This window comes from Hydrogenophaga taeniospiralis CCUG 15921 (assembly GCF_001592305.1).
GTDB classification, from domain to species: Bacteria; Pseudomonadota; Gammaproteobacteria; order Burkholderiales; family Burkholderiaceae_C; genus Hydrogenophaga; species Hydrogenophaga taeniospiralis.
The window spans coordinates 18,015-32,790 of record NZ_BCWR01000012.1 but is presented as its reverse complement, the minus strand read 5'-3'; the positions used below and the strand labels follow the sequence as shown (position 1 = coordinate 32,790).

The following is a 14,776-nucleotide window of genomic DNA, read 5'->3' as shown; positions in this document are numbered from 1 at the left end:
GATGAAGATACCCGGCCTCGACCTGGCGTTCACGCCGCTGCCGGCCCCGGTGCCGATGGCGCACGCGCAGGTCACCGAAGCGCAATGGATGGCCGCGGCCACCGCGGTGCGCGAGGCCGGGGGGCGTCTGCTGGCGCTCTGGGCGGGCCAGGCGGTGCCGGGGGCCGAAGGGTCGCTGCGCGCCGAAGCGGTGTGCGCCGCCTACGCCACGCCCGAAGGTCTTTTCTGGCTCAGCCTGCCCTTGGTGGCGGGGAACGGCTTCACGCCGTACCCGGACCTCGCCACGGTGTTCCCGGCCGCGGGCCGGATGCAGCGCGCGGCCGCCGATCTCTCGGGTGTGCACGCCGAAGGCGCGCAGGACCAGCGGGCGTGGCTGAACCATGGCGCCTGGGCCAGGGAACAGCCGCCCTTGCTGCAGAACCCGCTGGCCCTGCCCGAACCCGCGCCGGGGCCCTTGACCGACTACCCGTTCGTGCAGGTGGCTGGCGACGGGGTGCACGAGATCGCGGTGGGCCCGGTGCACGCCGGCATCATCGAGCCCGGCCATTTCCGGTTTTCCGTGGTGGGCGAAAAGGTGCTGCGGCTGGAGCAACGCCTGGGCTACACCCACAAAGGCGTGGAGCAGCGCATGACCCAGCTCGCGCCGCTGCAGGCGCACCGGCTGGCGGGCCGGGTGTCGGGCGACAGCACCGTGGCCTTTGCGTGGGCCTACTGCATGGCGCTGGAGTCGGCCACCCGGACCGTGGTGCCACCGCGTGCCGCCTGGCTGCGGGCGTTGCTGCTGGAGCGGGAACGCATTGCCAACCACCTGGGCGACCTGGGTGCGCTGGGCAACGATGCTGCTTTTGCGTTCGCGCTGGCCCAGTTCTCGCGCCTGCGCGAAGACTGGCTGCGCGACGCCCACGCGGCATTTGGCCACCGGCTGATGATGGACTGCGTCCAGCCCGGCGGCGTCCAGGGCGATGTGGCGCACGACCAGATCGACCGGATGCTGCAGACCTGTGAACGGCTGGAGAACGAGGTGCGCGGCCTGTACACCGTCTTCGAGTCGCATGCGGGGCTGCAGGACCGGCTGATGCGCTGCGGCTCGGTCCCGCCCGCGCTGGCCGCCCGGTTGGGCTTGACCGGGCTGGCCGGTCGCGCCAGCGGCCAGGCCAGGGACCTGCGCTGCGACCACCCCTGGGCGCCCTATGACCAGCTGGCGGTGGCGATGGCAACCCACCGGGGCGGCGATGTGGCGGCGCGCGTGGCGCTGCGTTTTGACGAGGTGTTCGAGTCCATCCGCCTGGTGCGCGACCTGCTGCGCGGACTCCCGCCAGGGCCGGTGCGCTGCGAGCTGGCGCTGCCCGATCTGCCCTGCCGGGGCGCGGGCTGGGTGGAGGGCTGGCGCGGCGAGGTGTTCGTGGCGCTGGAGCTCTCGGGGGGCGGGGCGGGCGCGCGCATCGCGCGCTGCCATTTGCACGACCCGTCGTGGCAGAACTGGCCGGTGCTGGAGCACGCCATCATGGGCGACATCGTGGCCGACTTCCCCCTGATCAACAAGTCGTTCAACCTCAGCTATTCGGGGCACGATCTATGATTTGGAAAGTCGCGTGGCAGATCGTCAAGACGGGCATCCGCAGCGAGCCCGCGCCCGACATTGGCGAGGCGGCGCAGGCCGAGGCCTCCCGAATCCAGGCCGAGCTGTTGAGCATCCTGGGGCAGGCGCTGGCGATCCGGGAAGTGGATGCCGGCTCGTGCAACGGCTGTGAGCTGGAGATCAACGCCCTGACCAACCCGTACTACAACCTGGAGGGGCTGGGCATCCGTTTCGTGGCCAGCCCGCGCCATGCCGACCTGCTGCTGGTCACCGGCCCGGTGTCGCGCAACATGGAAACCGCGCTGCGGCGCACCTACGACGCCACGCCCGAACCCAAACTGGTGGTGGCGGTGGGGGACTGCGCCTGCGACGGTGGAATCTTCGGCGAAAGCTACGCCAGCTGCGGGCGGGTGGCCAACGTGATCCCGGTGGATGTGGTGGTGCCCGGTTGTCCACCACCGCCGGTGGACATCCTGCGCGGCATCCTCACGGCGGTGCGGCGGCGGGTGGCGTAGTTGTCGCGCCAACCCACCCCTTTCTGGCATGCGCAATCTGGATTCGAACAAAGCAACAGATATTCAGTGGGTTGTTCCTGCGAGGAATTTGGGGCGGTAGCAGTCGTTGGATTTGACGCTGCGGATGAGTCTTGCGGGCTGTTTGCAGTCATTCCAGGTCTTTGGTCATTTGCAGCAATCCATTGCCCTGATCAACTGAGGGAAGTCTTCTGGAGGCTGAATTCATCCGATACATTGATGCAAAGCCAAGCGGTCGTTGTTTCGGCATGTTTGGTGTCTACTTCGCTGCCCCCAACGAATATCATCCTAAGATGGGCATGGACACCTCGTCGCTAGATCAAAAAATGAGTCATTCGCATGGGCACCAGTACAAGAAGCGTCCTCAGGTATCCCGGGAGCAAGGCCCGTTTCAGTGGCTTCATCGCTAGGGCGATCTCACTCAACGTCTCCCGTCCTCGACTGTTTGTCGAGCCTTTTTGCGGCGGGGCGAGCGTTTCGATCGCTCTGCTCGAAGATGGCGTTGTCGATGAGATCGCGATTAATGATGTCGACCCGCTGATCGCACAGTTTTGGACAACTGTTTTTTCGAAGGCAGGCGCGGAGTGGTTGGCTGCCCGAGTTGCCGAGGTACCTCTGTCTGTGGAAGAGTGGAAGCGACAGAAGGCCCTCGAACCAGCCAGCCAGCGCGAGGCTGCGTTGAAATGCCTATATCTCAACCGCACATCATTCAATGGAATCATCCATCAGTCGGGCCCACTCGGCGGCTGGGGGCAGAAGAACATCAAGATCGACGTGCGCTTTAACCGCCAGCGAATCGCTAATCGCATCCTTGCGCTCTCGGAACTGCGTTCCAAAGTCACTGTAGCGAACGAAGGTTGGCGCACGTTCTGCGAGCGTTTCGCCGAAAGCGAACGCGCGGTCCTATACCTTGATCCTCCCTATTATCACAAGGCAGAGCAGCTCTACGGGCATGTGTTTGACGAGGGCGAGCACGAGGCCTTGAGGGACTTCCTGCGAACGATGAACCGACCATGGCTGCTGTCGTATGACGATGCCCAAGAAGTGCGCGACCTCTACGGAGACGTGACGAGCAAGGCCCGCGTTATCGACAACACTTATTCGACCCATCCGCTGGGTGGGTGCGCCTTTGTGGGGCGCGAGCTGGTGTTCACGAACATGAAGCGGTTGCCGGCGGCGGCCAAGTCGGCCAAGGGCCATGTCGGGCTAAGTGTCAAAAAACCCCGCAAATCCCGAGCTGGCAACGCCGACGCTCTGCGCTTCCCGATCTCCGCCGCGGCAGCGGCTTATTACGCACAGTAAATTCAAAACGACTCAGAGGAGTGAGCATGTCCAGTGTCTTTGACAACGTGGTTCTTCCCAACAAGCTCATGCTGCTGCTGGGCGACTTCGACACCAACCACGTTGGATACGTGTTCGGCATCGACTTCCAGCGGGCAACTGTATTGACGAACGACAACTGGAAGGCACGGGTCGCTGGCATCCCGCACAACAGTTTTCTGGTGGCCACCGCGATCAATCCGCAGAGCCCTGCGACTGCAACAGCCTTCGACAATGAGCTGGTTTTGCTGAGAGTGCTCGGGCCGGCACGATTGCCCTCAGACAGCGAGATGGTGCAGACACGCATCGAGCACAACCAGCGTCGTGAGGCCCATGAGCGCTATCCGAGCAGCGAAGCCGACGGATTCGACCCCATGACGCAGAGCGAACTCCAGTATGCGGGCCTCGAATGCCGAATATTGGGAACGTTCTTCCTCGACGACGACGGCGAGATCAGGCTGGGCAGCGATGTGGAGAACTACTTCGCTTCAACACGCCTGCGGGTATACAAACCGCGAGCAGAAGCGCTTGAGAAGATCGTTAATCACATCAACGCCGACCGCCGCAGGACGATGTTGGCCGATGCGCTGGCTGCAGGGTTCAAGTCGGCCCCGAGCTCGATCCCCATCGGCACGGTGCGCTACACGTCGACCTCCCGCCTGCATCGCGGCAAGGACGAGCCCAAGGTGCCTGTCCTGATCCAGCCCTCCGACTTCCTGGCTCGGCGCACGGCGGTCTTGGGCATGACCCGCACAGGCAAGTCGAACACCGTCAAGACCACCGTGGCCTCCGTGGCCACGGCCGGCCGCCGCGACGGCATCAAGATCGGCCAGATCATCTTCGACATCAACGGCGAGTATTCGAACGCGAACCACCAAGACGACGGAAGCTCCATTGCTGCCGTCTTCGGCGACGACTGCATCCGCTATCGGGCCATCGAGACGGACGGCTTCCTCGACCTTCGGACGAACTTCTACGAGCAGCCAGCAGAAGCGCTCAACTTGATCTCGAAGCTGCTGGTCAATGATCCGTTCCGCAACCAAACCGACTTGCAACAGTTCCTCGACTCGGGCCTTGAGGAGCCCGAGGCAACCGACATGTCGAACCACAAGCGTTGGCAGCAGCGCGTTGCGGTCTTCCAAGCAATTCTCTTCGCTGCCGGCTTCCCCGCGCCAACTGGCTTGGTCGTGAAGTTCCCCGCGAACAAGGACGTCTTAGAGGCGGTGAAGAACGCGGATGGCCCGACGCCCACTCCGGTCGGCAAGGGATCGTGCAGCCTTTCCCCGCAGCAGGCGGTGGATTTCTTCACCACCGTCCGCAGCCTCAACTATGAGCTGCGCGAACAGCAGAAGGCGGACAACAAGCCGCAGAAGGGCTTCACGAACTCGTCGGGCAACGCTTGGGTTGATCCCATGATGGAGTCCTACCTTAATGTGCTCGCAAGGGCCAATGCCACCGGCACCTCGATCCGTGGCTTTCGGGCCCTGATCGGAACCAAGGAATATCACTCGCCCAAGCGTCAAGGCGACGTCGTCAAGGAAGTCGTCGGCCACCTGTGGGCTGGCAAGATCGTGATCCTGGACTTGTCGGCGGGGCCGGTCGAAGTGCGCTCCGTCCTCTCCAAACGCATTGCGCAGCAGATTTTCGACACATCCTTCCGCGAATACAACTCGGGCAGGACGCCGCAGAACATCGTGATCTACGTCGAGGAGGCGCACAACCTTATCGGCAAGAAGGAGGAGCTCACAACGACCTGGCCGCGGATCGCCAAGGAAGGCGCCAAGGCCAAGATCGCCTTCGTCTACGCCACGCAGGAGCCGTCATCGATCCATCCGAACATCCTCGCTAACACCGAGAACTGGTTCGTCACGCACCTTAACAACGACGATGAGTTGAAGGCTCTGGCCAAGTTCTACGATTTTGGGGACTTTTCCGCCTCGCTGAAATCGGCGCAGGACGTTGGTTTCGCACGTATCAAGACCTTGTCGTCTCCTTTCGTGGTACCGGTTCAGATAGACCGGTTTACTCCAGCCGAGTTGAAGAAGCAGCTCGCGGAGATCGACGCGGCCAACGCCGTCAAGGCAAGTTGAGTATCGAGGAGCGCGCATGCCCTACGAAGGACAGCAGGCCAGTAAAAGGGGCCACATCGACATCGTTAAAAACGACGATGTCAAGAAGTTCCTCTCCGAGTGTGCATACCTAACGCAGCCCGGGGACCAAGCCGCAGTATCCATTGCGGCGCATTACAAGCCGGCGCCGAAATGCGATGTGCTGCCGCAACTGGTCGTAGCTTCGGACGGGAGCGCCTACTCTGAACCTATCGACAAGAAGTTCCCCTCGACGCAGGTCGGCTACGTTAAGACCAGTTTCATGGCGTTCGACATGGGTGACTACAACGGGCTTGTGACTCCGGGTAGCCCGTTTGTTGACCCGTATGCGGCGGCGAGCCTGCACAACAAGGCTCGTGCCGTTGCGTTCACCCTCCCGGGATCGAACGTTCGCTACAAAGGGCTACGTGTTCAAGATGGATTTCGGCGGGCGGTCTACGAGCAACTATCGGACGAGCGCACGCAAATCCCCCGAGGCGGCTTCTCCGTGAAAGACATGCTCTATCACCTGGAAGGCGGACAAATTGCCATTGAGAAGTGTCCGTCGTGCGGCCAGGGGGGGCCTCACCTGTTCAAGAGGGGTAAAGATGAGAGCGCCTGTTCCGGCTGTGGCGCAACGGTCTACGTCACAGACTCGCTACGCATCCACGAGCAGATCTCCGACCAAGGCGACAACTCCTCGGCGATCACGCGCTTCATGAACGCGGTGGAGCACCTCCAATTGGCGACGCTCCTGAAGGCCATGGCGGACAACAACCTGTCCACTGTTTCTGGGACTGCCATCATGGTGGACGGTCCGCTGGCTCTCTTTGGTCAGCCCGCGAGGTATCACGCGTCAATTCAAGCCTTTTACTACGGCCTGTTCGAACGGTGCGAGTCGGCAGGTCTACCGCCCCCGTTGATCATGGGCATGCAAAAGGACGGCATGGTTATGGAGCACGCCCGCGCGCTGTCGCCGCACTTGAAGAATGGCACGTTCTGCGCGATCTCGGATCAGTACCGAGCAGAGTTCATAAACGGTATTGCTCCGCTTACCGACAACTTCGGCCACGAAACCTACTACGGGCAAGACTTCATCTACAAGACCGACAGCGGCAGGATCTTCGACGTCTGCCTCGCCTATCCGTTCGCCAACAAGCGGAACCGCAAGGAGTTTTCGGGCCAGAAGGCTGATCCCAAGAACTATGACCGCTGGCTCGCGCGGGCGTTCGCGCTAATTCGGCACTTAGAGTTCGACCTATATGAGAACTCAGTGGTACCAGTCGCACTAGCCCATCGTCATGCTTCGATCAGCCTTTCGCCGGGTGGCACGCTGTTGGATGTATTGACGAAAAAGCACCTGAGCTAGTAGTCGAAATTCGGTCTACACCGTTCGGATGGCAAGAACCCGCAAGAGCGATCCGAGTTGGGCTGATCCTAGGGTAGCCGCCTCCTGATCGGCAATGTGCTGCTCATTCTGTGCGCTGCTCATTGGTCTCAACAGTGAGGCAGTTCGTTGCAAGCAACAATCTCCTCTCGCTGCCTACTTGACTCGCGCATGCACCGCGTGACCGATCGCAATGCGCCTAAACCGAACTTGGCACCGTCGCCTGAAGCCCCTCAACCCGAATAAACACTATCCCGCAATCCCCAGCAAATCCATGATGCCGGAGATGAAGGTCAGGGGATGCGTTGGGCAGCCTGGCAGGTAGAGCGAGGGGGTCACTTTTTCCAGGAAGCTGCGGTCCAGCGCATCGCTGTCGGCGAAGACGCCGCCCGAGATCGCGCAGGCGCCCATGGCGATCACCAGTTTCGGCTCGGGGATCGCGTCCCAGCAGATCTCCAGCGCCTGCGCCATGTTGCGGGTGATGGGGCCCGTGAGCACGAGGCCGTCGGCGTGGCGCGGTGAGGCCACGATGTCGATGCCGTAACGGCCCAGGTCAAAGTTCACGTTGCCGGTGGCATTGAGTTCCATCTCGCAGCCATTGCAGCCGCCGGCGGACACCGAGCGCAACTTGAGCGAGCGGCCGAAGCGCTGGTGCAGCGCGGCCGACACCTGCACCGGGTCGATGTGGGCGCGCGCCGCCGTGACCACCAGCCCCTCGCGCCGGGTGCTGGCGAGCTTCACGTCGTTGTTGAAACCCAGCTTGCCGCTGGGGCAGACCGGTTCGCAGTCGCCGCACAGCACGCAGCGGCCCAGGTCGATGCGCATGGGCACGAGCTCGATGGCGCGGCTGGGGCAGACGCTCTGGCAGGCCTGGCAGCTGTCGGCGCAGGCGGTGTCGGCAATGAGGGGCTTGCCCCGGAATCCGGCCGGCACGGCGCGGCGCAGGTCGGCGATGTACTGCGTGCCCTGGGAGCGGCGCACGGCGATGGTTTTCAGCATGGTGGGGCTCACAGATCGTTGCCGCAGTACGAGAGGTCAAAGCTCTTGTTGCAGATGGGGAAGTCCGAGATGCCGTTGTCGCGCACGGCCAGCGCCAGGCCAAACCAGTTGGCCGGCGACGGGTCTTGCACGTGGTAGTGCAGCAGGCCGCCCGTGTCCGTGGTTTCAATCGCTTGCAGAACCGGGCCGCGGGTGCCTTCGACCAGGCTCACGCACAGGGTCTGGGCGGCCAGCGCGGCGCTCGCCCCTTCGGGCGCTGCGGGCGCGAGCGCTGTGGCTGGCTCGCCGGGAGCGCGGGCCAGTGCCTCCAGCAGCCAGGCCACCGACGCGTCGATTTCCTGCATGCGCAGGTCCATGCGCGCCCAGCAGTCGCCCGTGGGGGCGGTCACGGTTGTGATGGGGGCGTGTTCGTAAACGCCCGGCAGCCGTTCGCGCAGGTCCAGCGCCACGCCGCTGGCGCGCGCCACCACGCCGGTGAGGCCCATGTCCAGCGCCGCCTGCGGGCTGAGCACGCCGGTCCCGACAAACCGGGCCTTGACGCTGCGTGCGCTGCGCATCAGCCCATTGACTTCGTGGATGTCGCGGGCGAAGCCTTGCAGGGTCTTGCGCAGGTCGTCGCGCAGTTCGGCTGACAGCGCGCGGGCCCAGCCGGGGCGCAGCCAGCCGCGCCCGAAGCGGTTGCCGCAGACGCGCTGGCTGGCGTTGATGACGGCGGTGCGCAGGCGGCCATAAGTGGCCGCGGCCTGCAGGTAGGCGATGTCGGTGGCCAGGCCGTTGAGCGTGGCCACGTGCATGGCGATGCGTTCCATTTCGAGCCCGACCGCGCGCGACAGCGCGGTGTCGGCACTCACTGGCCGGCCCGACAGGGCTTCCATGGCCTGGCAGTAGGCCCAGGCGTAGGCCACCGCGGAGTCGCCGGCGATCGACTCGACGAGGGGCGTGAGGCCCCAGGCCGGGCGGCGCAGCAGCAGCGCCTGGGCGCCGCGGTGCTGGTAGCCGAGCTGGATTTCGAGGTGGATCACACGTTCGCCGTGGCACATGAAGCGAAAGTGCCCGGGTTCGATCACGCTGGCGTGGATCGGGCCAACGCCCACTTCATGGACCTCGTTGCCGCGCACCGTGAAGAAGGGGTAGTCGGCCATGTGCTGCTGGCGCTCGCCTTCGAAGCGCACCGGCTTGAGCCAGGGGTGGCCCTCGGGCACCACGCCGGTCTGTTCCCACAGCTCGCGCTCGTGGATCTGCGCGGCCGGGTGGCTGGCGCTCAGGCTGGGGTAGTGCTCGCCCCGGCGGGCCTGGCCGCGCAGCACGCCCAGCGCGCCTTCGGGGGGCAGGAACACGGCGGTGAGCACCCAGTCGCCCGCATCGGCCGGGGTCGCCGCACGGCCGAACAGGCTCAGCAGGCGCTCGCCTTGTTGCAGGCGCTGCAGGCACCGGTCGGCGAACTCGTTCAGCGGCAGGGGCTGCAGGGCCCGGCCGGAAAACAGCGCGCAGGGCGAGGGTTTGGGAATGGGGAGGGACACGTTCTCAGCCTTCAATGGATTGAGCCACCGCCTGCAGCAGCTGCGTGAACACGTCGGGGGTGTAGGTGCCCAGCATGATCAGCACGGTCACGAAGCCGATCTTGGGCAGGGCGGTGATCCACGACTCCTGAACGCTCGGCCGCTCGCCGTGGGAGGCGCCCCACAGCATGGGAAACACGGCGCGGCCGGTGGCCACGAAGATGATGGTCAGCATCACGCACATCAGGGAAAAAGCCATCAGGTTGCCGGCCTGCACGATGCCCGAGAGGATCAGCATTTCGGCCAGGAAGCTGGCGAAAGGCGGGAAGCCCAGCAGCACGAAAATGCCCACGCCGAACAGCGCGCCCGAGAACGGCATGACGCGGATCACGCCGCTCAGGGGCGCCACGTCGTTCGTGCCGTACACCGAGCGCAGGCGCCCGGCGGTCAGGAACAGCAGGCATTTCACGAACGCGTTGCTGACCACGTACAGCACCACGCCGTAGGCGGCCGCTTTGCCCACCGACAGCCCGAGCGCGATCACGCCCGAGGAACTCACGCAGGCGTAGGCGATCAGGCGCTTGTAGTTGCGCGCGGCCATGACCTGGACGGCCGCCACGACCAGCGACAGATAGCCCATCACCAGCAGCTCCTGCGAGACGAAGCCGGACTCGAAGCCCTGAAAGATCTGCAGGATCCGGAACACGGCCACCACGCTCACGTTGAACTGCACCGCCGCGAGCAGGGCGCTGGTGCTGGTGGGGGCGCCCTCGTAGGTCTCCGGCAGCCAGCTGTACAAAGGCGCCAGCCCGAGCTTGCCACCCAGCCCGAACAGCATCAGGGCCAGACCCAGGCGCTGCCAGCCGTCGGGCTGGTGCGTGAGCGCCAGGGCGAGCTGGTCGACGGCAAAGCTGATCTCCACGCCGCGCAGATGTGCCGACTGCGCCAGGCACATGAAGCCGATGAAGGTGATGGCCAGCGTCATGGCCGAGTACAGCAAGTAGCGCCACGCCACGCCTTTGGGCGAGGGCGCGTCGCCCCGGGCCACCAGCGGGGCCGCGCACAGGGTGCTGACCTCGATCAGGACCCACATCAGCACAAGGTGGTTGGACAGCACCCCCAGGTTGACCACCAACATGAACAGCAGCATCAGCCCTGCGCGGGATCGGATGTCGCGTTGCAGGGCCGGCGTGGTGCGCTCGCGCGAGTACAGGTAGACGCTGATGCCCAGGAACACGGTGTTGACCACCAGCACGAACAGCATCGAGGTCGCGTCCAGCACGAGATGGCGCTCGGCCAGGTGCAGCGGCAGCTCGGTCAGCGGAACGGCGATGAACACGCCCACGCTGGCAAACCACATGAGCGCGGCCACCAGCACCAGGGTCGGGGCCACCCAGCGGGTGCGGGCCCGTTCGCCGGGGGCGGCGCGGTCGGGGTTTTCGGTCAGCGGAGCGGCAGTCATTGGAGTTCCTTCGCCCTGCGGGCTGCGGTGCGAGCTTGCTTGGGAACGGCCCGGCGCGGCGCTCATGCAATCTCCTTGTCCGTCACGGGCAGCGCCGTGGGGCTGGCCTGGCCGCGCACGAGCCAGCTGCCCACCGCCACCGTGAGCACATACAGGCCGCTGACGGCCAGGTGCACCGTCAGGGGCCAGGGTTCGGCCATCAGCGACTCGAACAGCGCCATGGCGTTTTCCATGAACAGCAGGGCCACCAGTTGCGCGGCCGGTTCGCGGTTGGTGCCCAGCACCAGAAAGGCCATCATGGCGGTGGCGGCCACGGTGCCCAGCGTCATGGCGCGCAGATCGGCATGCGCACCGTCGCCGAACTTGAACGCCAATATGACCAGGGTGATGGCCACGCCCCAGGTGAACAGGTTGGACGGCATGACGTCGCTTTGTGCGGCGCGCGGGTCCGTCAAGGCGCGGCGCAGCAGGGTCGGCACCAGCCAGGCGCGCACCAGCAGGATCTCCAGGCCCGCGGCCAGCGTGTGGGCCGAGAGCTCGTGGTGCTGGGTCAGCGTGATCCAGCCCAGTGCCAGGGCCTGCAGGCTCAGCCACAGGGGGGCCGCGCCGACTTTGCCAAAGAAGACCGGAATCACGGTCGCCACCAGACACAGCATCAGCGGCAGATTCATGGCAGAAGCCCTCCCAGGCCCACGGCCAGCATGCTCAGCAGCGCCGCGCCCGAGGCCAGCAGGGCGTAGCGCGGCACCGCGCGCATGGGCAGGCGGGCCATCAGCGATTCAAAACACCCCACCACCACCGCCACCGCCAGCATCAGCAGCACGGCCACCCCGGTCGCCAGCCAGGGCTGCGTCAACGGGTTGAAGGGGTTGAGCAGGGCGGCGATCAGGCCGGCGTACAGCGTCATCTTGAGCGCCGCGGCGTACTGCATGGCGGCCAGGTCGGGGCCGCTGTGGTCCAGCACCATCACTTCGTGGATCATGGTCAGCTCAAGATGGGTCAGCGGGTCGTCCACCGGCACCCGGGCCGCCTCCAGCTGCAGCAGGATCATCAGCGCCACCACCAGGGGCAGGACCATCCACAGGTAGTGCGGGGTGGTGTGCAGGTGGCCCATCAGGTCGGCGAAGCTGCTCATGCCGGTGGCCGCGCCGACGCTGCCGATCAGCAGGAACAGCGCGGGCTCGGCCAGCGTCGAGAACGAGGCCTCGCGCGCCGCGCCCATGCCTTCGAAGGAGCTGCCCACGTCCATGGCCGACACCATGAGGGCGATGCGCGCCAGCCCCAGCGTGTAGGCCAGCGCCACGAAATCGTGAGAAAACTGCAGCGGCGCGAACGCGCCGAGCAAGGGCGCCATGCTCATGGCCAGCAGGCTGCACACCAGCACCACATAGGGACCGACCCGGAACAGCGGGCTGGCCACGGTACTGACCACCGGGCGTTTGCCCAGCAGGCGCCGGAGGTCGTGGGCCGACTGCAGCAGGCGCGGCCCCTTGCGGCCCGCCCACCACGACTTGGTGCGGTTGACCACGCCCACCAGCGCGATCGGCAGCGTCAGCGCGAGCACGGCGTGTACCAGCGTCAGGGTGGTGGGGTTCATGGCAAGCCTCCTTCGGCCAGCACCACCAGCGAAGCGATCACCAGCAGCGCCACCAGCGCGGCCGCGAACGCCAGCCGCGGGTCGTCTTCGTGCATCAGGCGGGAGATCTCCGACGCCGACTCGTCGCCGTGCCCGATCACGTTGTAAAGGCGGTGCTCCACCGCGTCCACGCAATTGGTGATGACGTAGCTGTCGGTGGGGAAGTAGGTGGTGGGGGGCTTCTCCCGCTTGAGCAGCAGCATGACGCTGTGGAACGGCTGGGCGAAGTCGGTCGAAAAGCCGTTGCCGGTGTATTGCATGCGGGTGTTGGGCGCCCCATAGCCGCAGCCCCAGGTGCTGCCCAGGCGCGGGCCGGGGCGCAGCAGCAGCCAGCGCAGGGCCAGCACCAACAGGATCGCGCCGAGCAGGGCCACGGAGACCAGGCCCACCCGGTCGAGCGTGTGCGCCACGTCCCGCAGCGCCTGCGCGGCCTCGGGTGTGGGAAGGGCATTCAGGAACAGGGCCGTGGGCGCGGCCACCATGGCAAAACCCCAGGCCGGCACCAGCCCCAGCAACACCGTGCCGGCCGCGTGCACGCCCATGGGCGCGAGCATCCAGGCGCTGGGCTCGTGCGCGGGGGGCAGGCTGTGATCGCGCGCCTGGCCCAGGAAGATGACGCCGAACGCCCGCGTGATGCTCAGCGCGGAGACCGCGCCCACAAAGGCCAGCGCGGCGGCCACCAGCGCCAGGGCCAGCTTGGCCCACAGCGACACATCGGTCTGGGTGAACAGGCCCGAGTAGATGGCGAACTCGCTGACGAATCCGTTGAATGGCGGCAAGGCCGAGATGGCGATGCCGCCCACCAGGAAACACAGCGCGGTGATCGGCATCAGGCGAAACAGGCCACCGAGCCGCTCGATGTCCACCACATGCTTGATCTGGTACACGCAGCCCGCGGCGTAGAACAGCTGGCACTTGAAGAACGCGTGGTTGAGCACATGCAGCAGGCCGCCGCCAAAACCGAGCGCCACCAGCATCGGCTGCTCCCAGCTCAGCCCGAGGCAGCCCAGGCCGAAGCCGATGCCGGCGATGCCCACGTTCTCGGTGGACGAATAGCCCAGCAGGCGCTTGAGGTCCCGTTGCCCCACGGTGTACAGGCCGCCGATGACGGCCGAGGTGATGGAGAAGGCGATCAGGAACCAGCCCATCCATTCATCGGGCTTGCCCGAGATCATCAGAAAATGCACCAGCGCGTACAGGCCGGCCTTGTGGATCACGCCGGACATCAGTGCGGACACATGGGCCGGCGCCGCGGCGTGCGCGCGCGGCAGCCAGGAGTGAAACGGGAAAAATGCCGACTTCAGGCCGAAGCTGATGACGAGCAGGACGAACACCAGGTTGCGCACGGTGCCGGGGTTCCCGCTCATCCAGCGGCCGAAGTCGTCGAGAAACCAGGAGTGGGTGTGGGTGTAGAGGATCATCACCGCGGCCACCAGGAAGATCAGGCCGATGTGGGTGGAGACCAGGTAGTTGAAACCGGCGAAGCGCACCTTCTGGTTGCCGTAGTCCCAGATCACCAGCAACCAGGCCGACAGTGCCGCGATCTCCCAGCCCATCAGGAACGTGACCGCGTGTTCGCCCGTGTAGACCAGGATGAACGAGAGCGAGATCATGTTCAGCAGGCCGAAGTGCACCCCCATGTGGCGCGGGCTGTCGAAGTACTGGCGCAGGTAGCCAACGGCGTAGACGCTGCCCAGCAGCGTCATGGGCAGGGACCAGCTGAGAAAGAAGGCGCCCAGCGCGTCGAGTCGGAAGTGCAGGGAACCCAGCGGGTAGCTCCAGGGCATCTCCGTGGTGATGGGGGGGCCGCCCAGCAGAATGGGCACCACCGTCATCAGTACCAGCACGGTGGCGACCAGCTGCGAACCCAGGCCCAGGCCCACGCGCAGCCGATTGCTCGCGGGCAGCAGGCACAGCACACCCCCCAGCATCAGTGTCAGTACCGCTGCGATCAGGTGGTTCATGACGGGACCTTTGGTCGTTGAACAGGAGAGGAGAGGGGGCCGAACGGTTCAAGCACGCCGCATGCCCGGGCAGCGTACCAGGGGTTGGGTGCGGCCAGCGGTGGGGCATCGGGCCTGGGTCTGCCAGCGGCTGCCGGGCAGAAGGGCATGCCCCCGTGTTCGCTGCGCGCAGCAACCCGGTGGGGTCGCGCCGCTTCAAGTGCGGCGCTGTGGAAGGTGGGGGACGGGTGTTCGGGCCGCGGGCCGCGGGCCGTGGGAGGGGGCGACCGCGCCCGTCAGCGAGCCGTGGGTGGGCCGCAGTGGTGCAGGC

At 65.6% G+C, this 14,776-nt stretch carries 11 protein-coding genes; 5 read left to right on the top strand and 6 right to left on the bottom strand.

Features of this window, described 5'->3' with window-relative positions; genetic code table 11:
- Nucleotide 1 precedes the first annotated feature (1 nt).
- The 5 genes from HTA01S_RS15700 to HTA01S_RS15680 all read left to right on the top strand — a co-directional run bounded on the left by HTA01S_RS15700 (nucleotide 2) and on the right by HTA01S_RS15680 (nucleotide 6,888).
- Nucleotides 2–1,579, top strand: coding sequence for a hydrogenase large subunit (locus HTA01S_RS15700; protein ID WP_068173568.1), 1,578 nt, complete (start codon nucleotides 2–4; stop codon nucleotides 1,577–1,579).
- Entirely contained in the window at nucleotides 1,576–2,094 is a 519-nt protein-coding gene (locus HTA01S_RS15695) for an NADH-quinone oxidoreductase subunit B family protein (protein ID WP_157572134.1), read from the top strand. Before HTA01S_RS15700 ends, HTA01S_RS15695 begins: the two co-directional genes overlap by 4 nt.
- Nucleotides 2,095–2,451: 357 nt before the next feature.
- The gene (locus HTA01S_RS15690) at nucleotides 2,452–3,414 is read left to right on the top strand and encodes a DNA adenine methylase (protein WP_068173567.1); all 963 of its coding nucleotides are present in this window, start codon (nucleotides 2,452–2,454) and stop codon (nucleotides 3,412–3,414) included.
- Between the two features lie 26 nt (nucleotides 3,415–3,440).
- Entirely contained in the window at nucleotides 3,441–5,522 is a 2,082-nt protein-coding gene (locus HTA01S_RS15685; RefSeq protein WP_068173565.1) for an ATP-binding protein, read from the top strand.
- Nucleotides 5,523–5,538: 16 nt separating this feature from the next.
- Nucleotides 5,539–6,888 (top strand): hypothetical protein, encoded by a 1,350-nt coding sequence (locus HTA01S_RS15680; protein WP_068173563.1) that lies wholly within the window; start codon nucleotides 5,539–5,541, stop codon nucleotides 6,886–6,888.
- A 267-nt stretch (nucleotides 6,889–7,155) separates the two neighbouring features.
- On the opposite strand, the gene HTA01S_RS15675 is transcribed toward HTA01S_RS15680, so the two are convergent.
- From HTA01S_RS15675 to HTA01S_RS15650, 6 genes are all read right to left on the bottom strand, one after another.
- Complete coding sequence (locus HTA01S_RS15675; protein ID WP_068173794.1) at nucleotides 7,156–7,905, bottom strand: NADH-quinone oxidoreductase subunit B family protein; 750 nt, start codon at nucleotides 7,903–7,905, stop codon at nucleotides 7,156–7,158.
- Between the two features lie 8 nt (nucleotides 7,906–7,913).
- Nucleotides 7,914–9,425: a hydrogenase large subunit gene (locus HTA01S_RS15670; RefSeq protein ID WP_169804786.1), complete on the bottom strand. Its 1,512-nt coding sequence runs from the start codon at nucleotides 9,423–9,425 to the stop codon at nucleotides 7,914–7,916.
- Nucleotides 9,426–9,429: 4 nt separating this feature from the next.
- Nucleotides 9,430–10,866, bottom strand: a complete 1,437-nt coding sequence (locus tag HTA01S_RS15665; RefSeq protein WP_068173560.1) for a complex I subunit 5 family protein — start codon at nucleotides 10,864–10,866, stop codon at nucleotides 9,430–9,432.
- A gap of 62 nt (nucleotides 10,867–10,928) precedes the next feature.
- Nucleotides 10,929–11,537: a hypothetical protein gene (locus HTA01S_RS15660; RefSeq protein WP_068173558.1), complete on the bottom strand. Its 609-nt coding sequence runs from the start codon at nucleotides 11,535–11,537 to the stop codon at nucleotides 10,929–10,931.
- The gene (locus tag HTA01S_RS15655; RefSeq protein WP_068173556.1) at nucleotides 11,534–12,463 is read right to left on the bottom strand and encodes a respiratory chain complex I subunit 1 family protein; all 930 of its coding nucleotides are present in this window, start codon (nucleotides 12,461–12,463) and stop codon (nucleotides 11,534–11,536) included. The genes HTA01S_RS15660 and HTA01S_RS15655 overlap by 4 nt, the downstream gene beginning before the upstream one ends.
- On the bottom strand, nucleotides 12,460–14,466 hold the full coding sequence (locus HTA01S_RS15650) for a proton-conducting transporter transmembrane domain-containing protein (protein ID WP_068173554.1): 2,007 nt from the start codon (nucleotides 14,464–14,466) through the stop codon (nucleotides 12,460–12,462). The genes HTA01S_RS15655 and HTA01S_RS15650 overlap by 4 nt, the downstream gene beginning before the upstream one ends.
- Nucleotides 14,467–14,776 lie beyond the last annotated feature (310 nt).

Excerpts from the sequence above, each read along its gene's own strand:
- HTA01S_RS15700 (WP_068173568.1), top strand. The coding sequence starts at position 2 with ATGAAGATACCCGGCCTCGACCTGGCGTTCACGCCGCTGCCGGCCCCG.
- HTA01S_RS15695 (WP_157572134.1), top strand. The coding sequence starts at position 1,576 with ATGATTTGGAAAGTCGCGTGGCAGATCGTCAAGACGGGCATCCGCAGC.
- HTA01S_RS15690 (WP_068173567.1), top strand. The coding sequence starts at position 2,452 with ATGGGCACCAGTACAAGAAGCGTCCTCAGGTATCCCGGGAGCAAGGCC.
- HTA01S_RS15685 (WP_068173565.1), top strand. The coding sequence starts at position 3,441 with ATGTCCAGTGTCTTTGACAACGTGGTTCTTCCCAACAAGCTCATGCTG.
- HTA01S_RS15680 (WP_068173563.1), top strand. The coding sequence starts at position 5,539 with ATGCCCTACGAAGGACAGCAGGCCAGTAAAAGGGGCCACATCGACATC.
- HTA01S_RS15675 (WP_068173794.1), bottom strand. The coding sequence starts at position 7,905 with ATGCTGAAAACCATCGCCGTGCGCCGCTCCCAGGGCACGCAGTACATC.
- HTA01S_RS15665 (WP_068173560.1), bottom strand. The coding sequence starts at position 10,866 with ATGACTGCCGCTCCGCTGACCGAAAACCCCGACCGCGCCGCCCCCGGC.
- HTA01S_RS15660 (WP_068173558.1), bottom strand. The coding sequence starts at position 11,537 with ATGAATCTGCCGCTGATGCTGTGTCTGGTGGCGACCGTGATTCCGGTC.
- HTA01S_RS15655 (WP_068173556.1), bottom strand. The coding sequence starts at position 12,463 with ATGAACCCCACCACCCTGACGCTGGTACACGCCGTGCTCGCGCTGACG.
- HTA01S_RS15650 (WP_068173554.1), bottom strand. The coding sequence starts at position 14,466 with ATGAACCACCTGATCGCAGCGGTACTGACACTGATGCTGGGGGGTGTG.